General features: G+C 68.1%; 21 protein-coding genes. 5 read left to right on the top strand and 16 right to left on the bottom strand.

All coding sequences use genetic code 11. The annotated features are described in order from the left end of the window. Nucleotides 1-473: 473 nt before the first annotated feature. The 6 genes from tyrS to argH all read right to left on the bottom strand — a co-directional run bounded on the left by tyrS (nucleotide 474) and on the right by argH (nucleotide 5,897). Nucleotides 474-1,736, bottom strand: coding sequence for a tyrosine--tRNA ligase (gene tyrS, locus BKH33_RS00990; protein ID WP_043538782.1), 1,263 nt, complete (start codon nucleotides 1,734-1,736; stop codon nucleotides 474-476). Between the two features lie 165 nt (nucleotides 1,737-1,901). Then, nucleotides 1,902-2,516, bottom strand: a complete 615-nt coding sequence (locus BKH33_RS00985; protein ID WP_003780680.1) for a class I SAM-dependent methyltransferase — start codon at nucleotides 2,514-2,516, stop codon at nucleotides 1,902-1,904. 10 nt (nucleotides 2,517-2,526) lie between these two features. Next, the gene (locus tag BKH33_RS00980; protein ID WP_003780665.1) at nucleotides 2,527-3,066 is read right to left on the bottom strand and encodes a MarR family winged helix-turn-helix transcriptional regulator; all 540 of its coding nucleotides are present in this window, start codon (nucleotides 3,064-3,066) and stop codon (nucleotides 2,527-2,529) included. Further along, entirely contained in the window at nucleotides 3,063-3,488 is a 426-nt protein-coding gene (locus BKH33_RS00975) for an SRPBCC family protein (protein WP_003780649.1), read from the bottom strand. The genes BKH33_RS00980 and BKH33_RS00975 overlap by 4 nt, the downstream gene beginning before the upstream one ends. 116 nt (nucleotides 3,489-3,604) lie before the next feature. Then, nucleotides 3,605-4,267, bottom strand: coding sequence for a DNA-3-methyladenine glycosylase (locus BKH33_RS00970; protein ID WP_003780672.1), 663 nt, complete (start codon nucleotides 4,265-4,267; stop codon nucleotides 3,605-3,607). 22 nt (nucleotides 4,268-4,289) lie between these two features. Next, entirely contained in the window at nucleotides 4,290-5,897 is a 1,608-nt protein-coding gene (gene argH / locus BKH33_RS00965) for an argininosuccinate lyase (RefSeq protein ID WP_003780645.1), read from the bottom strand. Nucleotides 5,898-6,081: 184 nt separating this feature from the next. On the opposite strand from argH, the gene BKH33_RS00960 reads away from it, so the two are divergent. Further along, on the top strand, nucleotides 6,082-6,963 hold the full coding sequence (locus BKH33_RS00960) for a formate/nitrite transporter family protein (protein WP_003780667.1): 882 nt from the start codon (nucleotides 6,082-6,084) through the stop codon (nucleotides 6,961-6,963). Between the two features lie 183 nt (nucleotides 6,964-7,146). Here BKH33_RS00960 and BKH33_RS00955 read toward each other — a convergent pair whose 3' ends face one another. From BKH33_RS00955 to pheS, 9 genes are all read right to left on the bottom strand, one after another. Then, on the bottom strand, nucleotides 7,147-8,370 hold the full coding sequence (locus BKH33_RS00955) for an argininosuccinate synthase (protein ID WP_003780666.1): 1,224 nt from the start codon (nucleotides 8,368-8,370) through the stop codon (nucleotides 7,147-7,149). A 78-nt stretch (nucleotides 8,371-8,448) separates the two neighbouring features. Continuing rightward, a complete protein-coding gene (locus BKH33_RS00950; protein ID WP_003780644.1) occupies nucleotides 8,449-9,036 on the bottom strand; it encodes an arginine repressor in 588 nt (195 codons plus the stop codon). Beyond that, nucleotides 9,033-10,304, bottom strand: a complete 1,272-nt coding sequence (locus BKH33_RS00945; RefSeq protein WP_003780674.1) for an acetylornithine transaminase — start codon at nucleotides 10,302-10,304, stop codon at nucleotides 9,033-9,035. The genes BKH33_RS00950 and BKH33_RS00945 overlap by 4 nt, the downstream gene beginning before the upstream one ends. After that, nucleotides 10,301-11,227 carry an acetylglutamate kinase gene (gene argB, locus BKH33_RS00940; protein ID WP_076066579.1) on the bottom strand — a complete coding sequence of 309 codons (927 nt, stop codon included), beginning with the start codon at nucleotides 11,225-11,227 and terminating at the stop codon, nucleotides 10,301-10,303. The genes BKH33_RS00945 and argB overlap by 4 nt, the downstream gene beginning before the upstream one ends. Next, a complete protein-coding gene (gene argJ / locus BKH33_RS00935; RefSeq protein ID WP_003782116.1) occupies nucleotides 11,224-12,420 on the bottom strand; it encodes a bifunctional glutamate N-acetyltransferase/amino-acid acetyltransferase ArgJ in 1,197 nt (398 codons plus the stop codon). The genes argB and argJ overlap by 4 nt, the downstream gene beginning before the upstream one ends. Continuing rightward, the gene (argC, locus tag BKH33_RS00930; RefSeq protein ID WP_003782124.1) at nucleotides 12,417-13,526 is read right to left on the bottom strand and encodes an N-acetyl-gamma-glutamyl-phosphate reductase; all 1,110 of its coding nucleotides are present in this window, start codon (nucleotides 13,524-13,526) and stop codon (nucleotides 12,417-12,419) included. Before argC ends, argJ begins: the two co-directional genes overlap by 4 nt. 74 nt (nucleotides 13,527-13,600) lie before the next feature. Further along, the gene (locus tag BKH33_RS00925; RefSeq protein ID WP_043539119.1) at nucleotides 13,601-14,119 is read right to left on the bottom strand and encodes a flavodoxin domain-containing protein; all 519 of its coding nucleotides are present in this window, start codon (nucleotides 14,117-14,119) and stop codon (nucleotides 13,601-13,603) included. Between the two features lie 131 nt (nucleotides 14,120-14,250). Beyond that, complete coding sequence (gene pheT / locus BKH33_RS00920) at nucleotides 14,251-16,908, bottom strand: phenylalanine--tRNA ligase subunit beta (RefSeq protein WP_003782112.1); 2,658 nt, start codon at nucleotides 16,906-16,908, stop codon at nucleotides 14,251-14,253. Nucleotide 16,909: 1 nt separating this feature from the next. Further along, nucleotides 16,910-17,995 (bottom strand): phenylalanine--tRNA ligase subunit alpha, encoded by a 1,086-nt coding sequence (gene pheS / locus BKH33_RS00915; protein WP_003782119.1) that lies wholly within the window; start codon nucleotides 17,993-17,995, stop codon nucleotides 16,910-16,912. Nucleotides 17,996-18,186: 191 nt separating this feature from the next. Between pheS and BKH33_RS00910 the strand changes: the two genes are divergently transcribed. Genes BKH33_RS00910 through BKH33_RS00900 form a run of 3 tightly spaced genes read left to right on the top strand, consistent with a single transcriptional unit; the run spans nucleotide 18,187 to nucleotide 21,724 of the window. Continuing rightward, nucleotides 18,187-19,050, top strand: a complete 864-nt coding sequence (locus tag BKH33_RS00910; RefSeq protein ID WP_076142443.1) for a MerR family transcriptional regulator — start codon at nucleotides 18,187-18,189, stop codon at nucleotides 19,048-19,050. Then, nucleotides 19,047-20,054, top strand: coding sequence for an ABC transporter ATP-binding protein (locus tag BKH33_RS00905; RefSeq protein ID WP_043539840.1), 1,008 nt, complete (start codon nucleotides 19,047-19,049; stop codon nucleotides 20,052-20,054). The genes BKH33_RS00910 and BKH33_RS00905 overlap by 4 nt, the downstream gene beginning before the upstream one ends. Beyond that, a complete protein-coding gene (locus BKH33_RS00900) occupies nucleotides 20,054-21,724 on the top strand; it encodes an ABC transporter permease (protein WP_003785130.1) in 1,671 nt (556 codons plus the stop codon). The genes BKH33_RS00905 and BKH33_RS00900 overlap by 1 nt, the downstream gene beginning before the upstream one ends. 41 nt (nucleotides 21,725-21,765) lie before the next feature. Here BKH33_RS00900 and BKH33_RS00895 read toward each other — a convergent pair whose 3' ends face one another. Continuing rightward, nucleotides 21,766-22,125, bottom strand: a complete 360-nt coding sequence (locus tag BKH33_RS00895; RefSeq protein WP_003785129.1) for a hypothetical protein — start codon at nucleotides 22,123-22,125, stop codon at nucleotides 21,766-21,768. Nucleotides 22,126-22,175: 50 nt separating this feature from the next. On the opposite strand from BKH33_RS00895, the gene BKH33_RS00890 reads away from it, so the two are divergent. After that, nucleotides 22,176-22,634 carry a MarR family winged helix-turn-helix transcriptional regulator gene (locus BKH33_RS00890; protein WP_003785135.1) on the top strand — a complete coding sequence of 153 codons (459 nt, stop codon included), beginning with the start codon at nucleotides 22,176-22,178 and terminating at the stop codon, nucleotides 22,632-22,634. Nucleotides 22,635-22,643: the final 9 nt, after the last annotated feature.

The raw sequence follows: 22,643 nt of genomic DNA, 5'->3' as shown, positions 1-22,643 counted from the left end.
ACAGCCCAGAAAACCAGACCACATGGCCCCACCCAACCCCCACAACAGGAGCCAGGCAAACCAAAACAAAACAAGCCCCAAAAACCACACACAACCAAACAAGCCATGCGCAGCCCCCAGGACCAAATGGCATAAAAAACATGACACACTATCGAGTTCTCAAACAACACACCCACTGGAAATTCCTCGAAAGACTTCGGTCTCTCGCTTCCTTTCCAGAAGCGCCTGAGAAACTTTAGCGAGCCGCTTTATCTGAGTCAAACAATTGGTCGGTGACCCTCGTCTCTCATTCGGCTCTTTTCAGTTCTCAGGTCCCGGCCGGTCTGAGGAAATTCATCCTCCCCGTTTCGGGCCGGAGAGAACATTACGCACCTGCCACCAAGCCGTCAAACTGAAAAGCGGTGACGGTGCCCACAAGGCACCGTCACCGCTCTACGGCCTGGTCGCGGACCAGGAGGATTCGTGGATTGCACCTATATGGTGCGCCCGACAGCCAGGTTCCGCCGTCCTTTACGAACCAGAACGACTCCGCCTGCGAGCAGGTGCTCCGGGCCGACAACCGTGGCCTCGTCCTCCACCTTGACGTTGTTGAGGTAGGCCCCGCCTCCGGCGATGGTTTTCCGTGCGGCGTTGCGGCCTCGCTCCAGTCCCGTACTGACGAGCAAGTCGACGATCGTGGTCTCCCCGACCACCACATCGCCGGAGGCAAGATCGGATGTGGCCGCCAGGATCGTCACCTCATCGATGTCAGCGAGGTCTCCGCGCCCCCACAGAGCGGAGGTCGCAGCCTCGGCCTGAGCCGTGGCCTCGGCTCCATGCACCCAGGTGGTGACTTCATGCGCCAGGACGCGCTGGGCCTCGCGTGCCTTCGGGTTCTCAGCGGTCGCCGCCTCAAGACGCTCGATCTCCTCGCGCTCCAGGAAGGTGAAGACCTTGAGGAAGCGCACCACGTCGACGTCGTCGACCTGCAGCCAGAACTGGTAGAAGGCGTAGGGGCTGAGCATCTCGGGGTTGAGCCAGATGGCCCCGCCCTCGGACTTGCCGAACTTGGTGCCGTCGGCCTTGGTGATGAGCGGGTTGGTCATGACGTGGACCGACGCGCCCTCGACCTTGTGGATGAGGTCCATCCCGCCCACAAGGTTGCCCCACTGGTCGTTGCCGCCGATCTCCAGGGTGCATCCGTAGCGCCGGTAGAGCTCGAGGTAGTCGTTGGCCTGGAGGACCTGGTAGCTGAACTCGGTGTAGGAGATTCCCTCCTCGCTGGCCAGGCGTCGGGCAACGATGTCCTTGGAGAGCATGGTGCCCATGCGGAAGTGCTTACCCAGGTCCCGCAGGAAGTCGATGGCGCTCATCGCCTGGGTCCAGTCCAGGTTGTTGACGATGCGCGCCGGGTTGTCCCCGCTGAAGTCGAGAAGGTTCTCAAGCTGCTCCTGCAGGCTGGCCGCCCACCCGGCCACCACGTCTTTGGTGTTGAGGCTGCGCTCGCCCTTGGCGCGTGGGTCGCCAATGAGCCCGGTCGCCCCACCAACCAGTGCCAGAGGGCGGTGGCCGGCCAGCTGAAGGTGACGCATGACCTTGACGGCCACGAGGTGCCCGTGGTGAAGGCTCGGTGCTGTGGGGTCGAACCCGCAATAGAAGGTGACGGCCCCGTCGGCGAGTGACGCTCGCAGGGCGTCGATATCGGTGTGCTGGGCGATGAGCCCGCGCCACTGCAGTTCGTCCAGGATGTCCGTCACTGTCCAGTCGCCTTCCATGGGTTGTCGTGCTTCCCGCACGCGTTATCCCGGCGCGTCACGCTCGGGTCCGGCTGATACCTCCGGCGCAGATAGTCTGCCATGCCACGGCCCGGCTTCCGCGACGAGGCGGGATCGCAGAGCTGTGAGCCGGATGCGGGGAATCGTTCACAGGACCTTCATCGGGCGGTCCCACATGAGGGTGTATCGGTAGTAGAAGCGCCGTCGGATCCTGGCCTCAGGAAGGATCCGGGATGCCGCTGCACGAATCTCGGCCAGGGACTCTCTTGGAGGACGCGTGACCGCACCGATGTCGCGCGTCTCCCGGTGCAGGGCACCGACCACGCGCAGAGGTAGGACAGCCAGTGCGGACAGCATCCAGTCCCACAGACTCTTGTTGGCAGCCAGGCCGACGACGATGAGCCTGCCGCCGGGTGCCACCAGCTCGCTCAGCCTCGCCAGGGCGGGTTCCAGTGGGAGGTGGTGCAGCGTGGCCACACAGCTGACCGTCTCGAAGGTGCCGATGCGCTGAGGCAGGTCGGGCTCCATGACGTCGTCGAGGAGGACCTCGGCCTGCGGGATCTGCTTCAGGCGGCCACGTGCTCGAGCAACCGCCTGCTCATCGGGATCAAGTCCGACGACGCAGCGGCACACCGTTGCCAGGCGCGCAAGCAGAAGCCCGTCACCGCATCCGACATCGAGCGCGCCGCCACCGCGCCGCGCCGCGTCCATCACGATGCGCCGGTGGAAAGCGACGTTGTGGTTCCAGTAGCCATTGGTCACTGAGACTTCCTCACGGAGCAGCCACCATGGTCGGACCGGCCGTGTCGCCAGGGGTCTTGGGACTCGTGCTCTGGCCGAAGGACGCATCGGTCGCCTCGCCGTGGTGCGCTGCTGGTCCGCACACCACGGCACCGGCGTCGCGCAGCAACGCGTCGCGCAGGTGGGGCATGGTGGCGAAGTACGCCTCATCGGCATCCTCCACAAGACGCGTTGCCCGGGCCCCGACATCTCGCCCTGCCGCCGTCGTTGTCACGATTCGGGCGCGAGCGTCCTTGGGATCCTGCCGGCGCAGGACAAGGCCGGCCTGCTCCAGCCTGCGCAGCACCTGACTGGCGGTTTTCACGTCCATTCCCGCCTGGGCCGCGATCATGACCTGGCTGGCACCGTCTCCCTGCTCCTCGAGCCACTGCGTGCAGGACAGGAGGACGTACTGCGAGTGCGTCAGCGCGACGGGCTCCAGAGCAGCCGCGATGTCGCGCTGCCAGGCCAGCGCGGTCCTCCACATGAGGAAGCCGGGACTCGCCTCCGGCCCCTGGAACCGTGTCTTCACATATCGACCCTAGCAGCCTCGATGAGTGAGTCGATGGCCTGCGGAAAGTCCTCGGCGATTCTCGGACCGATCGCCGGTCCGGCATCGTCGGCACCGGGGCCGTCGACGTCGAGGCGGGTGACAACAACGCTCTTCCCCTGTGTCTGCGTGGGCATGAAGGAGTGTGTGAAGGTCAGCTCCACTCCCCCATAGGAGACCCGGTCCGCCTGGACATGAGGCGGCTCCCAGCGAGTCACCGTGATCTCTACGCTGTCCTGCCCAGCCGGTGTCATTGTGATCGATGCTCCGGGACCCACTGGCTCGCGTGGTTCGTAGCGGTCTCCCTGCGGGAGCTCGATCTCGCCGGAGAGCACCTTGATCCAGGTCTCCCAGAGAACCTCCACCGGGAGATCCGCCGTCCGTTCACACTCGGTCGACCACATTGCTTGTCCTTCCTGCGCGGTTACACGATCACGATGATCTCTGCAGAGATCATCTGTGTGCCTATTATTAGGTGATGCAAGCACTCAGGGCAAGCCGGCATCCGGCAGCATGAGGGTCAGTCCTGACGACGACGCCTGGGCGTGGCCGGTCTGTACGGTGAGACAGTCGGCTCATTGTGGAGCCAGAAGCGCCAGGGGAAGGCCTTACCGTCTCCCCCGGGGCCAGCGACCCCGGTGCGTGGCCCGCTCCGAATGCGCGCGGGATCCGGCGCCCGCCGCGCCTCCGGCAGCGTCAGGCTGATGCGCGATCCCGGGCCACCCAGCAACGCACCGTCGTCGGATCGGTCCAGCCCGAGCGCCGAGCACAACCGGGCCGGACCGCGGGCCAGATCGCGATCAGTGCGCGCGGCGGGGCGACGCTCTCTGGCCAGCTCAGTCCCGTCCACCACCTCTCCCCCGCGCAGGAGCACCGCTCGCGAGATCCCCGCCGGTCCGGTGACGATGTTGAGGCAGTGATGCATGCCGTAGGTGAAGTAGACGTAGACGCACCCGCCGGCCTCGAACATGGAGGCGTTGCGGGCCGTGCGCCCCCGAAAGGCGTGGGAGCCCGGATCCTCCTCGCCTCGATAGGCCTCCACCTCCGTCAGCCTGATCGCGACGCGTCCTTGCGGGCCGGCAACGGAGACAATGGCGCCCAGCAGCGCCGGGGCCGCGTCCAGGCTGTCACGGCTCAGGATCGAGGCGACTTCGGGACTCAGCTCCGTCGTGGGCTCCCCCATGACATCGTCCTCGCGAGCAGGCTCAGTCCTGCTCCGCCTCAGCGTCCGTCCCAGTCCCGCCGTCCGCGTCCTCGTCATCAGACTCCCCCGGCTCGAGCCACTGAGGACCCGCAGGTCCGTCCAGCAGGGAGCCCTCCCAGGCGAAGACCCTCAGCTCGGCACTGCGGGCGATGGCCCGGGCGAGCTGCTCGACGACTCGCACCGGCGCGGTGCCGCCGTGCCCGGTGCGGGCGGACACCGACCCTTCGGCTGAGAGGACCTCCCGCACGCCCGGGGTGAGCCGCTCATCGATGGCGGTGAAGTCGTCGTCGGACAGCTCCCACAGCTCAATGCCGCGACTCTCGCACTCGCGCACGCAGGCACCGGAGATCTCGTGGGCATGGCGGAAGGGCACGCCATTCTTGACCAGCCACTCCGCGATATCGGTGGCAAGGGAGAACCCCTGAGGAGCCAAAGCGGCCATGCGCTCGTAGTGGAGGGTCATGGTGGACACCATGCCGCTGACGGCCGGCAGGAGGATGGCCAGGGTATCGACGGCGTCGAAGACGGGCTCCTTGTCCTCCTGGAGGTCCCGGTTGTAGGCCAGTGGCAGGGCCTTGAGGGTGGCGAGCAACCCGGTCAGGTCGCCGATGAGGCGTCCGGCCTTGCCCCGGGCCAGCTCGGCCACGTCCGGGTTCTTCTTCTGCGGCATGATGGATGAGCCCGTGGAGTAGGAGTCGTCGAGAGTGACGAAGTCGAACTCCTTGGTGTTCCAGACGATGATCTCCTCGCTCAGGCGCGAGACGTCCACCGCGATCATCGCGAGGACAAAGCTCAGCTCGGCGACGACGTCGCGGGCGGCCGTGCCGTCGATGGAGTTCTCCACGGCCGCCTCGAAGCCGAGGTCGGCGGCCACGGCGTCGGGATCCATCCCGAGCGTGTTGCCGGCCAGCGCGCCGGAACCGTAGGGACTCACGGCGGCGCGGGCGTCCCAGTCCTCGAGGCGCTCGACATCGCGCATAAGCGGCCAGGCGTGGGCGAGCAGCTGGTGGGCGACGAGGACCGGCTGGGCGTGCTGCATGTGGGTGCGTCCGGGCATGATGGCGTCGGAGGCCCGGGCGGCCTGGTCAATGAGGCCGTCGACGACGTCGAGGACGAGGCCGGCGACATGGCGCGCCTGGTCGCGCAGGTACATGCGGATAAGGGTGGCGATCTGATCGTTGCGGCTGCGCCCGGCGCGCAGACGTCCCCCCAGGTCGTCGCCGGCGCGCTCGATGAGACCGCGCTCCAGGGCGGTGTGGACGTCCTCATCGGAGACCTCAGGGGCGAAGATGCCGGCGACGACGTCGGCCTCGAGGCGGTCCAGGGCGTCCAGCATGCCGGACAGCTGGTCCGAGTCCAGCAGGCCGGCCTGCGCCAGGGCGCGGGCGTGGGCTCGGGAGCCTGCAATGTCATAGCGGGCCAGGCGCCAGTCGAAGTGGGTGCTGACCGACAGGGCGGCCAGCGCGTCGGCGGGTCCTCCGGAGAAACGCCCTCCCCACAGGCTGACGCCCACAGGCTGCGAGGACTGCTGCGAGTGAGAGGGGGCGATCCGATCGACGGAGGCGTGGGACTGGTTGGAGGACTGACTCATGCCCCCATCATGACCCATGCAACCGCCCGGGTGCCTTAACGATCCATGCGGAACCACTCCGTGGTGGCTCACTGGCGAAGAGGTAGGCCTGTCTTGAGGAAGGCCCGAGCACGGGAGGTCGGCCGGGCGGCGCCGACCGCCGACCAAACGGGAAGGAAGAAAGGCCCGCCCTCTGACTCAGCCCTCATGTCATGATGAGCCAATGCCCGCCGAACAAGACACCCTTTTCCCAGGCAAGCAGTTCATCTCCACCGTGCTCGAGGCCTTGGAGACCAAGACCCGGATGACCGGGACCATCGCTCACCGCTACCTCATGCGTGCGGCCATGGCCGGCATGATCGTGGCGGTCTTCTACGTCGTCAACTACGCCATCGTCGGCGTCTTCGACGGCCTGCGCGTCGGGGACACCTCCCTCGCAGGGGTCGGCAAGATGCTCGGAGCCCTGTCCTTCGGGCCCGCTCTCGTCTTCATCTACTACACGAAGTCCGAGCTGCTCACCAGCAACATGATGGTGGTGGTCATCGGCTACTACTACAAGCGCATCTCGGCGTGGAGGACCCTGAGGGTGCTGTTCATGTGCCTGGCCGGCAACTTCATCGGCGGGCTCGTCTTCGCCGTCATGTACCACTTCTCCACGCTCGTAGACGGAGCCACCGGCGAGCAGGCCGTGCACTCGGTGGAGGGCAAGCTCCATTACCTGTCATCGGCCTCCGGGGTCGCTGACCTCTTCGTGCGGGCGATCCTGTGCAACTTCATGATCAACTTGGCGATGCTCCTCATCTACAACGGCTTCATCCACGAGGACTGGTCCAAGATCTTCTCGATGATCATCGCTGTGTTCGTCTTCGCCTTCCTCGGCTTCGAGCACTCGGTGGCCAACACCGTCCTGTTCACCGTCGTGGGGCTGACGCACGGCATCGACGTCCTACCGGCCCTGGGCAACGTGGCCGTGGCGCTGCTGGGGAACTTCGTGGGCGGCGGTCTGCTCATCGGCGGCTACTACGCCTACGCCAACGACGACTCCCGCTGGCTGCGCCGCCGGCCCCACGAGGACGAGGTTCGGGCCTCCGAGCCGGCCGAGTGAACCGAGGTCGACGACTCCCGGACACCGACCGCTGCCGCACCGGTGGGCCGGCACAGTACGACTGAACCGGTTGCCTCCGCCCTACTCCACGGAGGCAACCGGTTCACCATGTCCAGCCAGGCTGAGTCGGACCCGCTCCGGAAGAATCGGTGACGGGCCGGAGCCTTGTGTCAAAGATCCCCGTCAGAATCCCTGGCCGTTACCGGCGCGGACGTCACGGGCGGCAGCGAGCTTGGACTGCATGCCGTAGATCTCGATGAACCCTCGCGAGGAGGACTGGTCGAAGGTGTCCCCACTCTCGTAGGTGGCCAGGTTGAAGTCGTACAGGCCGGTCTCGGAGCGGCGTCCGGTGACGGTCGCACGGCCACCGTGCAGAACCATACGGATGTCGCCACTGACGTAGCGCTGGGTGTCCTCGATGAAGGCGTCCATGGAGCGCTTGAGCGGGGAATACCACTGGGCCTCGTAGACGAGCTCGGCCCAGGTCTGCTCCATGCTCCGCTTGTAGCGGCTTTGCATGCGCTCCAGGGTGACGGCCTCGAGCGCCCGGTGCGCCTCGATGAGGGCGACGGCCCCGGGGGCCTCGTAGATCTCACGGGACTTGATGCCCACGAGCCGGTTCTCCACCATGTCGATACGCCCCACGCCCTGGGCCCCGGCCCGGCGGTTGAGCTCCTGGATGGCCTCTAGCGGGGTGACCTCCCTGCCGTCGATGGCCACCGGGATGCCCTCCTTGAAGGTGAGGGTCACCTCGTCGGGCAGCGGCGGGTAGGTGGGGTCATCGGTGTAGACGTAGACGTCCTTGGTGGGCGCGTTCCACAGGTCCTCCAGGTAGCCGGTCTCGATGGCGCGGCCCCACACGTTCTGGTCGATGGAGAACGGGTTGTGCTTGGTGGTCTCGATCGGCAGGTTGTGCTTCTCGGCGTAGTCGATGGCGACGTCGCGAGTCAGCGCCAGGTCTCGCACCGGGGAGATGCAGTCCATGTCGGGAGCCATCGAGGTGATGGAGACCTCGAAGCGGACCTGGTCGTTACCCTTGCCGGTACAGCCGTGCGCCACCGTGTGGGCACCGAACTCGCGGGCCGCCTTGACCAGGTGGCGGGCGATGACGGGCCGGGAGAGCGCCGAGACGAGCGGGTAGGTTCCCTCGTAGAGGGCGTTGGCCTTGAGAGCGGGCATGCAGTAGTCGTTGGCGAACTCATCGCGGGCGTCGGTGACGTAGGCCTCGACGGCGCCGCAGTCGAGGGCTCGCTGACGGATCACCTCGAGGTCCTCGCCGCCCTGGCCGACGTCAACGGCGACGGCGACGACCTCTCGGCCGGTGGCCTCGCCGATCCAGCCGATGGCAACAGACGTGTCCAGGCCTCCGGAGTAGGCCAGGACGACACGGTCCTTATGAGTGCTCATGGGATCTCTCTCCTCTTCTTGATGGCACTAGCGAACCAGTGGTGAGGTGATGGAGGTATGAAGGGCTCTGGGGAGAAGTCAGGTTCGGGTCGAGGGGTCGGCCAGCGCGAGCAGGTGCCCGGCCACCTCGGCGGCGACCTGGGGACTGCGGGTGATGACCAGGACGGTGTCGTCTCCGGCGATGCAGCCCAGGACCCCGGGCATCATGGCGTCGTCGACGGCTCCGGCGAGCAGCTGAGCGGCTCCGGCCGGAGTTCGCAGCACAAGCTGGGACCCGGCCCACTCAGCGGTGACGAGCAGCTCGGCGCACCACCGGGCCAGGCGAGGAGTCGTGTGTGCGGGCAGGGAATCGTCAGTCTCCTCACCCCCGGCGAAGCCGCCGGCGTGGACCTGACCGGGGGCCCCGGCCTCGGGCATCGAGTAGATGAGCTCTCCGCCCGGGGCACGGATCTTCGTGGCCCGCAGCTCCACCAGGTCCCGCGAGAGCGTCGCCTGAGTGGTGCTGATGCCGCGCAGAGCCAGGGCCTTGCGCAGTTGGGCCTGCGAGCGGATGCGCTCACGGGAGAGGATCTGGACGATGCAGGCGTGCCGGGCGGTCTTGGTCGCGGGCGCCAATGGTGCCGCAGCTGCTAAGTCGCGCTGGGAGACCTCGATGGCGGCGCTCATGAGCCGGCTTTCTCTGACAGCGCCCGAGCAAGGACCTCGGACAATGTGGTGGTGAAGGCGCTCGCGTCGTCGTCGGACAGAATGAAGGGCGGTGCCAGACGGATCGTGTCGGGACGCGGGGCATTGACGATGAAGCCGTGTTCAGCCAGGGTGGCGGCGATCTCGCCGGCGGGCGGGAGACCCGCGGCCAGGCCGACGCCGATGAGCAGGCCTCGACCGCGCACCTCGTCGACGCCGTCGACAGCCAGCAGCTCGCGGGCCCAGGCCGAGCCGAGTCGCTCGACCCGGCCGAGCAGGTCCTGTCCGCGGATGGTGTCGATGACGGCGAGCGCGGCCGCGCAGGCCACCGGGTTACCGCCGAAGGTGGTGCCGTGCTGGCCAGGCCCCAGAAGGCTTGCGGCCTCACCTGTGGCGACAACTGCGCCGATGGGGATGCCGCCGCCCAGGCCCTTGGCGAGGGTGACGACGTCGGGCACGACGCCGGGGGCCAACAGGTGGTGCGCCATCCAGGCGCCGGAGCGGCCCATTCCGGTCTGGACCTCGTCGACGATGAGCAGTGCGCCGGCGGTCCTGGTCAGCTCACGAGCGGCCTCCAGGTATCCGGCCGGCAGCTCACGAACCCCAGCCTCGCCCTGGACGGGTTCGACGATGAGTGCCGCCACGTCCGGTCCCAGCGCGTTGCGCAGCGCCTCGGTATCACCGGCCGGGATGAACTCAACGCCGCCGGGCAGGGGCTCGAAGGGTTCCCGGTAGGCGGCCTTGTGGGTCAGGGCCAGGGCCCCCATGGTCCGCCCGTGAAAGGCGTCCTGAAGAGCCAGGACGCGAGGACGGCCGGCGCCGCCGTGCCGGCGGGCGATCTTGAAGGCGGCCTCGTTGGCCTCGGTCCCGGAGTTGGCCAGGAAGACTCGGGAGTCGTGTTCGGGCCGGCCCGGGAAGGTCAGGGAGATGAGCTCCTCGGCGAGACGGACCTGTGCGGGGGTGGTGAAGAAGTTCGAGACGTGTCCGAGGGTGGAGATCTGGGTGGACACGGCCTCGACGATTGCCGGATGAGCGTGCCCCAGGCAGTTGACGGCGATCCCGGCCAGCAGATCGGTGTACTCCTTGCCATCGGCGTCCCAGAGGTGGGCCCCCTGCCCGCGCACCAGGACCCGGCCGGGGGTGCCGAAGGTGTTCATGACGGCGTCGGTGTAGCGGTCCAGCCAGGCGGCGCCGGCCCTGTCTGCGGCGGGAGCCGGTGCTGGCGAGCCCGGTTCTGAGAGGTCGGTCATAGGCTCTTTCCTCCGTTCAGTGGCGGTACCGGGGCGTCCCCGGGGTGGATGACGGTACCGACTCCCTGGTCGGTGACGATCTCCAGGAGCATGCTGTGGGCCTGACGCCCGTCGACGACGTGGGCCTGTGCGACTCCCCCGTAGACGGCTCGCAGGCAGGCCTCCATCTTGGGGATCATTCCCGACTCCAGCGTGGGCAGGAGCTCCTCGAGCGCGGCTGCGCTGATGAAGGGCACCAGGGAGTCACGGTCGGGCCAGGCGGAGTAGAGCCCCTCGACGTCGGTGAGCATGAGCAGTGTGCGAGCCTTGAGCGCCACGGCGATCGCGGCGGCGGCCGTGTCCGCGTTGACGTTCAGGACGGTCTCGGAGTCCGTCGTCAACGGGGCGACCGAGGAGATGACGGGGATACGGCCCTGGTTGAGCAGGTCGATGATGGGCTGAGGGCTGACGTCGACGACGTCGCCAACCAGCCCCACGTCGACGCTGCGCCCGTCTACTGTGGCCAGTCGCTGACGGGCCCGCAGAAGTCCGCCGTCCTCACCGCTGATACCAACGGCGGCGGAGCCGTCGATGTTGAGCAAAGAGACGAGCTCGCGCTGCACGGAGCCGGTGAGGACCATGCGGACCACGTCCATGACCTCGGGCGTGGTCACGCGCAGGCCGCCGCGGAACTCCGAGCTGATGCCCAGTCGCTTGAGCATGGCATTGATCTGGGGCCCTCCGCCGTGGACGACGACGGGGCGCACCCCGACCTGGTGGAGGAAGAGGACGTCCTGGGCGAAGGCACGTTTGAGCTCGTCGTTCACCATGGCGTTGCCGCCGTACTTGATGACCATGGTGGCGCCCTTGTAGGTGCGCAGCCATGGCACGGCCTCCAGCAGGACGGAGGCCTTGATCTGAGGGTGGAGAGGTGTCCGGTTCATGTCGTGTAGTCCGCGTTGATGGTGACGTATCCGTGGGTGAGGTCGTTGGTCCACACAGTGGCCTCGGCCTGCCCCGCTGACAGGGCGATATCGATGCGGGTCTCACGCGGACTCATGTCCACCGAGTCCCGGTCCTGATCGGGGGCGCCGTGTCGGAAGATCGTCACGCCGTTGATGGTCACGTCGACCTCGTCAGGGTTGAAGGGGCAGACGTCCTCGGGCACGGTTCCCAGCTGTGACAGGACGCGTCCCCAGTTCGGATCGGCCCCGGCGACGGCGCACTTGAGAAGGTTGGAGGAGCTCACGGTGCGGGCCGCGGCCTCCGCGGCGGCCTCGCTGACGGCGCCGGAGACGGTGATGGCGATGTCGTGGGTGGCGCCCTCGGCATCGGCCACGAGGCGCCGTCCGAGCCTGCCCATCACATCGGTCAGCGCCTCGTCGAACTCGGCTCGGGAGGGTGTGACGCCGGAGGCCCCGGAGGCCAGCAGGAGAACCGTGTCGTTAGTGGACATGCAGCCGTCGGAGTTGATCCGGTTGACGGTCCGCGCCGTGACAGATGCCAGGGCGTCCTGCGCCTCCCGAGGAGTGAGGACGGCGTCGGTGGTGATAACGGCCAGCATCGTGGCCAGTCCCGGCGCCAGCATGCCCACCCCCTTGATCATGCCGCCGATGGTCCAGCCCTTCTCGCCGGTACCGACCGTGAGGACGTCCTCCTTGGAGACGGTGTCGGTCGTCATGATGGCGGTGGCCGCGTCGGTCCCGGCCCGGGGCGTGTCGGCCAGGGCGAGGGCCGCGACGTCGATCCCCTCCAGGAGGACGGGCATGTCGATGCGCTCCCCGATGACTCCGGTGGAGCAGACCAGGACCTGGCCCGGCTCGGTCCTCAGCAGCCCCGCGGCACGGGCCGCTGTGGCCTCGGTGTCGCGGAGGCCTTGTTCTCCGGTGCAGGCGTTGGCGCTTCCGGAGTTGAGAACGACGGCGCGGGCGTGGCCCGGTCGGCCACCCTCCTGACCGGCCAGAAGCCGGCGTGACCAGACAACGGGGGCGGCGACAACCCTGTTGGTGGTGAACACCCCGGCAGCGGTATCGAGCGGGCCGTCGTTGACGACGAGGGCGAGGTCGGGTTTGCCGGAGGCCTTGAGGCCGGCGCACACGCCGGCGGCGCGGAAGCCCCGGGCTGCTGTCACGCTCACGGTGCGACTCCTTGAGTGGTGATGGCGGTGGTCTCCTCCAGCCCAAGAGCCAGGTTGAAGGACTGCACGGCGGCACCGGCGGTGCCCTTGCCGAGGTTGTCGATGGCGCACATGGCGACGACGGCGTCAGCGCTGCGGTCCACCGCGACCTGGACGGTGGCGGTTCCGGTGCCGAGGACGGCGCCTGTCGTGGGCCAGGCGCCTTCAGGCAGGAGGTGGATGAGGGGCTCACCACGTCCGACCGCCCCGTAGGCGCTCTCCCATGCCTTCCGCAGCGCCGCCTGCGGGTCGGCGAGCTCACGCAGGGTGGGACTCAGCGGGGCGGTGACAGTGGCGAGGATGCCGCGACTCATGGGGACCAGGACCGGGGTGAAGGACAGGTGCGTGGCCCCGGCATCGGCTCCGGCGACCTCCAGGTTCTGGATGATCTCCGGGATGTGCCGGTGGGTGCCGCCGACGGCGTAGGGCTGGGCGGATCCCAAGGCCTCAGCGGCGGTGAGGTGCGGCTTGAGCGCCTTGCCGGCGCCGGAGTAGCCGACCGCCAGGACCGCGGTCAGCCGAGAGGGATCGATGATCCCGGCTGTCACTCCCGGCTGGAGGGCCAGGGTGACGGCGGTGACGTTGCAGCCGGGGACCGCGATACGCCTGGCGACCGCCAGCTCGTCGCGCTGTGCACGGGCTCGCGACTCTCCGTCGTGCAGGAGCTCGGGCATGCCGTAGGTCCAGGCTCCGGCATAGTCCGAGCCGTAGAAGGCCTCCCATGCCTGCCTGCTGGTCAGGCGATGGTCCGCACCGCAGTCGATGAGGACGGGAGTGTGACCGCTGACGGTTCCGAGCTCTTCAAGGGCGGCCGTGATGGCGCCGGAGGCGCCGTGAGGCAGGGCCAGGAAGACGACGTCATGCTCGGCGAGGATCTCCGCCTCGGTCGGTTGGACGATCCTGTCAACCAGTGACAGCAGGTGCGGGTGGTGGTCTCCGAGGCGACTGCCGGCCGACGACGCCGCGGTCAGTGCACCGATCTCCACCTCGGGGTGGGCCGTGAGCAGGCGCAGGACCTCACCGCCGGCGTATCCGGTGGCTCCAGCAACAGCAACTGTCCAAGTCATGCAGCAACCATACATCCAACTGCATAGAAATACAGTCGCGTGCGGTTACTGTGACTTTTCTCGTCACTCCTGCGTCAGCCGTTACCTCGGCGAGAGGTGAGGGTGTCGTCGTAGAGCGAGGTGGCAATGGCATCGGCCCACTGACGCACTTGGTCCCAGTCTCGGTAGTCACCCTCGGAGGCGCCCCCCAGCCTGGCGATGGAGCGTTCCCGCAGGCTGAGCTTGGAGGGGTCGAAACGACCTGGGAAGGTCACATGGTCCTCCGGGTCGATGGCCAGCAGCACCGGCCCGATACGCATGGGGTCGGAGACCTTGCCCTTCGGCAGACCGGACAGCCCCACGGAGAAGGCCCACACGGGCCTGGCCTTGAGGGGCTCGTGGAAGCGCTCAGTGAAGTCGACCGCCTCCGGCGTCCACTTGGTCATGTAGACGGCACTGCCCAGGATGAAGGCGTCATAGCCGTCGACGACGTCGACGTCCTCGGGGCGCTTGATGTCAACATCGATCTTCGCGGCTTGGAGGCGTTCGGCGATCACCGCAGCCACCTCATCGGTGGAACCGTGGCGGGAGGACGAGGTAAGCAGAATCTTCATGCCGCCTAGTATTACCGAGACCACACTCACTGTCTGGGACCCGCTGCCCGACGAAGGTGCCAAAGAGGCACCGGCAGCCATGATGTGCATCACACCATGACTGCCGGTGGAGATGAGGAAGCCTGTGCGGCTCAGCTGCGCAGCTCAGCCCCGAGCAGCTTGGCGGCTCGTTTGACCACGCGCTTACGCACGCCGGCGGTCTCCTCGGCGGTCAGCGTGCGGTCGGGGGCGCGCAGCACCAGGGAGACGGCCAGCGACTTCTTGCCCTCGCCGAGCTGGGCGCCACGGAAGACGTCGAAAAGGCGAACCTCCTCGGCCAGGTCCCCGGCGGCCTGCCTGACCAGGTCCTCGACCTGCGCGGCGGTGATGGCCTCGTCGACGACAAGAGCGATGTCCTCCTTGGCGGCCGGGAAGGTGGAGACGGGCTTGACCTGCAGCGCTCCGACGCTGCGAACAGCCTCCAGCAGCGGGTCGAGGTCGATCTCGACGGCACAAGTCCGCTCCGGCAGTCCCAGAGCGCGGACCACCCGGGGATGAAGCTCGCCGGCGTGGGCGACGAGCGTCCCGGGCTCGATCTCCTTGCCCCGGCGACGTCCGGGCAGGCGGATCTCCGCGGTGCGACCGGGGTGCCAGGGAGCGTGGGGCTGCTCCGGGGCGGCGACAACGACCTCCACCCCGAGCGCACCGGCCACTGTGCGGACCACCTCGACGGCGTCGGCCCAGTCCCAGGGGCGGCCGGTCCCGAGGACTCCGGTGCGCTCGTGCTCACCGGTCATGACGGCGCCGACGTGAGTGGGCTGAGCGGGAATACCCGCCCTCAGGGCCGCCAGCTCGGCGTCACTGGGCCGGTTGCCGGTTCCGGGGATCGGTGCGGGCACCGTGCCGGCCGGATGGGTGACTGAGCCGACCTCGAAGACGGCCACGTCGGTCAGGCCGCGGGAGACGTTGCGCCGGGCGACCTCCACCAGGGAGTCCAGGACACTGGTGCGCAGGTAGGGAGCGTCCTCGGCCAGCGGGTTGGCCAGGCGGACCGTCTGGCGGCGGGGGTCGGCATCGGAGATCTCGAGCAGGTCGTGGACGTCACCGATGAAGGGGTAGGACAGGACCTGGGTGAGTCCGACGTCGACCAGGGCGCGCACGACGTCGCGGCGGGCCCTCTGATCAACGCTCAGCCCCGTGCCGGCGGGGGCCGTAGGCACGATGACCGGGATGGAGTCGTAGCCGTCGAGGCGGGCGATCTCCTCGACCAGATGTGCGGGTCCGGTGAGGTCCGGCCGCCAGGTCGGCGGCGTGACGGTCAGAAGCGGGGTCCCGTCCTCGGCGGAGCCACTGCGCTCCACGGTGCAGCCGATGGTGGTGAGCAGCTCGGTGACGCGGTCGGTGCCGTAGGCGACACCGGTGAGGCGCTCGGCGGCGTCGGAACGCATGGTGATGGTCTCAGGGGCCCGGGTGCGGTTGACGTCGGTGGCCACGGGCTCGGCGCTGCCGCCGCCGTACTCGACGAGCAGGTCGACGGCGCGCTGGGCGGCGATGGGGGCCAGCTCGGTGTCCACGCCGCGCTCGTTGCGCTTGGACGACTCGGTGGGCAGCTTGTGCCGCCGGGAGGAGCGCGCCACGGAGACCGGGTCGAAGTGGGCGGCCTCGATGAGGACGTCGCGGGTATCGGCATCGACCTCGCTCAGGGCCCCGCCGAATACTCCGGCCAGGACCAGTGCCCGTGAGCCCTCTGCCTCCGGGGAATCGGAGATGACCAGGTCCTCGGGGTCGAGGGTGCGGGTGACGTCGTCGAGGAAGGTGAGACGCTCACCCTCATGAGCGCGTCGCACGACGATGGGGGCGGCGAGCTTGCCGGCGTCGAAGGCGTGCAGCGGCTGGCCCAGGTCGAGCATGACGTAGTTGGTGACGTCGACGGCCAGGGAGATGGGCCGCATACCTGCGGCGGTGAGGCGGTCCTGCATCCAGGCTGGGGACGGGGCTGACGGGTCGATGCCGCGCACGAGGCGGGCGACGTAGCGGTCGCAGCCCGGGCGCCCGTGGATGGGGCGGGGGTCCTCGGGGACGACGACGTCGAAGCTGCCTTCGCCGGCCGGCGCCAGCCCGTTGGGGTAGAGCCCTGTGTCGGTGGCGTCGGCGGGGTCGGTGAAACGGGCACCGGTGGAGTGGGAGTACTCGCGGGCCACACCGCGCATGGAGAAGCAGTAGCCGCGGTCCGGGGTCACGTTGATCTCCAGGACCTCCTCTCCCAGGCCGAGGATGCCGATCGCGTCGGTTCCGGGGGCTGGCGGTTCCTCGCCCTCGTGGCCGTGCTCGGCCAACCACTGCTGGAGCACGATGATGCCGGAGTGGTCCTCCCCGATGCCGAGCTCACGGGCGGAGCAGATCATGCCGTCGGAGACGTGGCCGTAGGTCTTGCGCGCGGCGATGCGGAAGTCACCGGGAAGGACGGCGCCGGGCAGGCAGACCACGACGTAGTCACCGACGTCGAAGTTGTGGGCGCCGCAGACGATGCCGCGGCTGGGCAGCTCGGAGGGCTCCTTGCCGGCGCCGGGGGCATCGTTGTGCTCGGGTCCGACGTCGACGCGGCAGTAGTTGATGACCTTGCCGTTGGACTGCTCCTTGGCCTCGCGGGTGAGGACCTTGCCGACGACGAGCGGACCGGTGACGGCCGGGGGAACGATGCGCTCCTCCTCCAGGCCCACCCGGACGAGGTCGGCGGCGAGCTGCTCGGCACTCAGGCCGGCGGGAACGTCGACGTGCTCGCGCAGCCATTCAATGGGGACGTAGGGCATGTCAGTTTCCCTTTCCGGTGGTGCCGAACTGCTGGGAGAAGCGGATGTCGCCCTCGACGATGTCGTGCATGTCGGCGATGCCGTGGCGCAGCATGAGGGTGCGCTCCAGGCCCATGCCGAAGGCGAAGCCGGTGTAGACCTCGGGGTCGATGCCGCAGGCCGTGAGCACGTTGGGGTTGACCATGCCGCAGCCTCCCCACTCGATCCAGCCGGCGCCGCCCTTCTTCTGGGGGAACCACAGGTCCATCTCGGCGCTGGGCTCGGTGAAGGGGAAGAAGGAGGGACGCAGGCGGGTGCGCGCCTCGGGACCGAACATGGCCTTGGCGAAGTGGTCGAGGACGCCCTTGAGGTGCGCCATCGTCAGGCCCTTGTCCACGGCCAGGCCCTCGACCTGGTGGAAGACGGGGGTGTGGGTCTGATCGAGCTCGTCGGAGCGGAAGACCTTGCCGGGGCAGGCCACGTAGATCGGGGGCTGCTGATCGAGCATGACCCGGGCCTGGACCGGGGATGTGTGGGTGCGCAGCACAAGGTTGGCCGCCTGCCCCTCGGCCGCCCCGACGCTGGAGCCGTCGATGTAGAAGGTGTCCTGCATCTGGCGGGCGGGGTGATCGGCGTCGAAGTTGAGGGCGTCGAAGTCGAACCACTCGTGCTCGACCTCCGGACCCTCGGCGATGGCCCAGCCCATGGCGACGAACAGGTCGGTGACCTCGTCGACCAGGACGTCGAGGGGGTGGCGCGCGCCCGTCACCGTCCGAGATGTGGGGACGGTGACGTCGACGGCCTCGGTACGCAGCATCTCCTCCTCGGCGGCGGCCTCGAGGGTCTCCTGCCTGGCGGCCAGAGCCTTGGCGATGCGCCCGCGAGCGCCTCCCAGGAGCTTGCCGGCCGTGGGCTTGTCCGCCTTGTCCAGGGTGCCGATGAGCCGGTTGGCCAGCGTCAGGGACGAGGCGTCGCCGGTGTGGGCCAGGCGGGCCTCCTTGAGCTCGGCGAGGGTGCCGGCTGCGGCGAAGGCGGCCAGGGCCTCCTCGACGGCGGCATTGATGCCGGCCTCGTCCAGGGGCGAGAGCGCGCCGGGAGCGTCAGTCATATGCGGTGCCTTCCACCAGGTGTTTCCGGGGTTGTCCGCCCTTAAGGGTAGTCCGCGCCGTCGCGAGGGTGTAAATCGTCCCGTCATCGGGGTGGCGCGGTGAATCCTTCCCCGCCCTGTCATGCGGTCCGGTCAGGTTGTCGCCACCCGGGACTTGACGGTGACGTTACGTCACCTGCTGAGATGGATTCATGCACGTCAAGGAGCTTGCCCGGATCGCCGGCACCACGCCGAGGGCGGTGCGCTACTACCACCACCTGGGTCTACTGGAGATTCCGCCCACGGTGCGGGGGCGGCGCGAGTACGGCGTCGAGCACGTGGCCCGTCTGCTGCGTATCCGGTGGCTGGCCGACGGCGGACTGTCGCTGACTCAGGTGGCTGAGATGCTCGCCTCGGACACGATCGGCACCGATCAGGACTCCCGCCGTGAGGCGGTGCTGCGTGACCTGCGGGCCACTCGGGGCACGATCGAGGCACAGCAACGCAGCCTGGCCGAGCAGGCCTCCCGTGTCGATGAGCTCATCACCCGGGTGGAGCGCGGTGAGGGTCTGTCCCCCGCCCCCAGCGCCCTGACGCGTTTCTACGACGACATGGAGGCCAGGATCGCCCACCTGGGCGGCAGCATGCGAGGACTGTGGGCCGAGCGCCAGATGATGGTGGTACTCGCCTCGCTGGGCATGGTGCCCGACAGTGCGATCCCCTTCATCGAGGGACTGGATGAGGCCGATCGGGAACTGGCCGCCCAGCAGATCGCGGACTTCACCCGGCTGTCCACATTGCCGGAGAAGGAGGGCCGGGCCGAGGCGCACCGGCTCGTGCACAACAGCTGGGGGCTGGCGTGCCGCCACAAGGAGCACGCCCTGGCCGTCCTGGACGACCTGCCCTCGGGCGCTGTGGGGCGCGCCATGTGGCGACTCACCCACGTGCTGACCACCTCCAGCTACCCTCACCCGGCTCAGCAGGCCTTCGTGGCTGAGCTCATGGAGCTCATGCTCGCCGATCCGGACTTCGCCGCAACTATCCGCCGCTCGGCGGGAGAGGAGCCAGTGCTGTGAGAGCCAAGGCAAAGAAGGCAACCAGGACGTCAGCAGCAACATCCCGTACGGACGCGGCTCAGCCCACCACGGATCCCCCTCCCACTGCGGTCCGTGACCTGACAGCCGGCCCTGAGTCACCGGTGCACGTGCGCGGTCTGGTCAAGCGCTTCGGACGCTTCAGGGCACTGGACCACCTCGACCTGGAGGTGGAGTCGGGCAGCGTCCACGGCTTCCTCGGCCCCAACGGGGCGGGTAAGTCCACAACTATCCGAGTGCTGCTGGGGCTCTACCGGCCCGACGAGGGAAGCGTGAGCGTGCTGGGCCGCGAGCCGTGGAGGGATGCCGCGCTCATCAACCGGCAGGTCTCCTATGTCCCCGGTGATGTGGCGCTGTGGCCGGCCCTGACCGGCGGACAGGTGCTCGATGCCCTGGCCGGACTGCGCGGATCGCGCGACGCCGATCGGGAGGCCGAGCTCATCGAGCGGTTCGAACTCGATCCGACCAAGCGGGTACGGACCTACTCCAAGGGGAATCGTCAAAAGGTGGCGCTCGTGGCCGCCCTGGCCGCACCGACACGGCTGCTCGTGCTCGACGAGCCCACCAGCGGCCTGGATCCTCTCATGGAGCGGGTCTTCACCGAGGAGGTCGCCAGGGCCGCCGGCGAGGGCCGTACGGTTCTGCTCTCCAGCCACATCCTGGCCGAGGTTCAACGCCTGTGCAGCGCGGTGACGATCATCAAGAACGGCCATGTCGTCGAGCACGGTGATCTGGGAACCCTGCGGCGTCTGTCACGCACCCGTATCGAGCTGGGCGTTCCGACCGACGAGCTCGCCATCGTCTCGCAGGAACTGGAGACCATGGATCTCGACGTCGTCGAGGACAGTGGCCGCCTCAGCCTTGAGGTGCCGGCAGAGCGGGTGCCGGCGGTGCTGAGCCTGGCGGGCGAGCACCGGATCCAGGACGTCACCTGCGAGCCGGCCAGTCTGGAGGATCTCTTCCTGCGTCACTACGAGGAGGCCTGATGAACGCCGCATCGAGCACAGCAGCGGGCGCGACGGTGCCGGCCGTCAGGACCGGGGCGGGCAGCGCCCTGGCCGGATGGAGCACCTGCCTGCGGATTCTGCTGAGACGATTCAGGGTTCAGGTCGCCGCTTGGCTGGTACCCCTGTGGCTGTTAGTCGGCGTCACCGCGCCGAGCTACGAGAGCATCTACCCCTCGCTGGAGACCCGGACGGTGCTCATCGAGCAGATGCGCAAGTCTCCGGGAACCCAGCTGCTCTACGGCTATGTCCCCATGCCCGGCCGGCTCGGTCAGCTCCTGCAATGGGAGACCGGGACCTTCCTGCTCGTGTGCACCTCGCTCATGGCGATCCTGCTGACCTGCCGGATGCTGCGGGGAGACGAGGACGAGGGACTCACCGAGGTCCTGCGCTCCACGGGCACCGGCAGGGCGGTTCCTCTTGTTGTTCCGGTGACAGTCGTCTGGATGATCATCGGCGGCCTGTCTGCGGGAGTCGGGGGCATTCTGACCTGGCAGACCAGGAGCATTGAGGAGCTGACGGTCTCCGGCGCCTGGGCACTGGCCGGGACGATCTGCGTGACCGGATGGGCGTTCTCGGCCGTCGCGGCGGTGGCCTCCCAGCTGGGACGGCAGGTCGGTCAGGCTCGGAGCCTGTCCATGATCGTGCTCGCGATCGCCTTCGTGATGCGAGTGAGCGCCGACCAGCTCTCGGACGGCAGCCGCTCGGACTGGCTCAGGTGGATGACTCCCTTGGGCTGGCGCGACCTCGTGCGTCCTTACACCGATGACCGGTTCACGGTGCTCGCGGTGTGCTGCACCGTTGCCATCGCTCTGGCACTCAGCGCCGTGGTGCTCGCCGCGCGCCGCGAGTACCTGGACGGCTACCTGCCCGACCGCAGCTCGTCTCAACGCAGGTGGAGGATACGCGGCCACATGGATCTGCTCGCTCGTCTGTCCCGGCGCGGCGTCCTGGGCTGGGCTCTGGCCTCGACGGGTCTTGCGGCCCTGTACGGCTCGGTGTCGGGAAGCGTCAACGATCTTCTCGCCCCGGACTCTCCGACGGCGTCCTATGTCGGCAAGATGGCCTCGGGGTCCGCAGTGGAGCAGTTCATGTCCCTGCTGACGGTGGTAACGGTGCTGCTCGTGGCCGTGGCGGCAGTGCGCAGGATGAACCGGTTGGCGGGCCTGGAACACGCGGGCCTGGTGGAGGTCGAGCTTGCTACCGGAGTCAGCCGCAGCCGTTTGTTCCTCTCCCAGGTTCTCAGCGCGCTGCTCGAGTCGATAGTCCTGCTGCTCGTCTCGGCAACGGTCCTCGCGGCGACGACGGCGACTCAGCTCACGGACGACCACGCCGTGGCACGGTCCTTCGTGTTCACGGTGAGTCAGCTGCCCGGCATGGTGGCGGCCGTCGGCATCGCGGCAGCCCTGGTCGGCATGGCACCGAAGCTCACGGGCATGTCCTGGGCGGTAGTCGCCTGGAGCGCCTTCGCCCAGTTCTTCGGCGGGCTCGTGGAGCTCAAGGACTGGGCCAAGGATCTCAGCGTACTGGGTCACCATCTCGACGTCGTCGGCTCCCCCGACTGGAAGCCCTTGGCCGTCCAGACTGCGGTTGGCCTCGTCGGCGTTGCGATCGGCATGGTCGCCTACACCCGCCGCGACCTGCCCTCCTGACAACGAGACGCATTCTCCTACCTCGTCATCTTCTGTTGCTCTCAGAGCACACAGGCCGCGGTGACCAGGTGGAGAAGGGCCACGACAAGAGGGAACGCAACCATTCCCGGCACGCGGTGCACGACACCGATAGCGGCGTCTCCTAGCTGGGCGACCGCCGCTGCGACCAGGACGAGCAAGGTCAGCGGCCGAGCAGGAGCCAACCAGACGACGGCAGCGACCAGCACTCCGAGCGGGACGCTCCGGGCCGCGTACATGGCCGGATAGAAACGTCCCCCGGACTCGCCGTCCCCGGAAGGGTCGAGCGTCTGCGGGCGGATCACCGCGACGACACCGAAGCCTGCTGAGATGATTCCCAGCGACGAGTTCAGCAGTGCGAGCCACCATGGCATGAGGACCACTCCTTCATATCATTCAAAACTGAATCATTCCGAAGTGTACCGTTGACGTCATGGGAAGAGAAGACGGCCACGCGATTCTGTCCTCGGCGTGCTTCCAGCTCGGTATCGCAGGAGCCCAGATCACCCGATCGTTCTCACTGCTCATCCAGCACACCGGCCTCACCCACAAGCAGGTGGGACTGCTCGCCGTCGTCGACAGCGGAATGGCAAGCTCTCAGCGAGAGATCGCCACACATCTCGGTGTCGCCCCGAGCCTGGTGGTGTCGCTGGTTGACCAGCTCGTCAACATCGGCGCCGTGCGCAGGACCCGCAGCACAAGGGATCGTCGCGTGCAGGCCGTCGAGATCACCGACGAGGGGCGCGGGCTGCTACGGCTCGCCGCCGACGTCGTCGAGACGCTCGACATCGACCTGCGCAAGCACCTCTCCCCCGGTGACCAGCAAAACCTGGACAGGCTCCTGCCTCTCCTCCTTCAGTCCTCCGCGACAGCGGGCAGGGACAGGGCGTAGCACCGAGCC

Origin of the sequence: Actinomyces naeslundii, from assembly GCF_001956585.1 — a bacterium.
Taxonomy (GTDB): domain Bacteria; phylum Actinomycetota; class Actinomycetes; order Actinomycetales; family Actinomycetaceae; genus Actinomyces; species Actinomyces naeslundii.
This window is presented reverse-complemented; position numbering and strand designations above follow the sequence as displayed.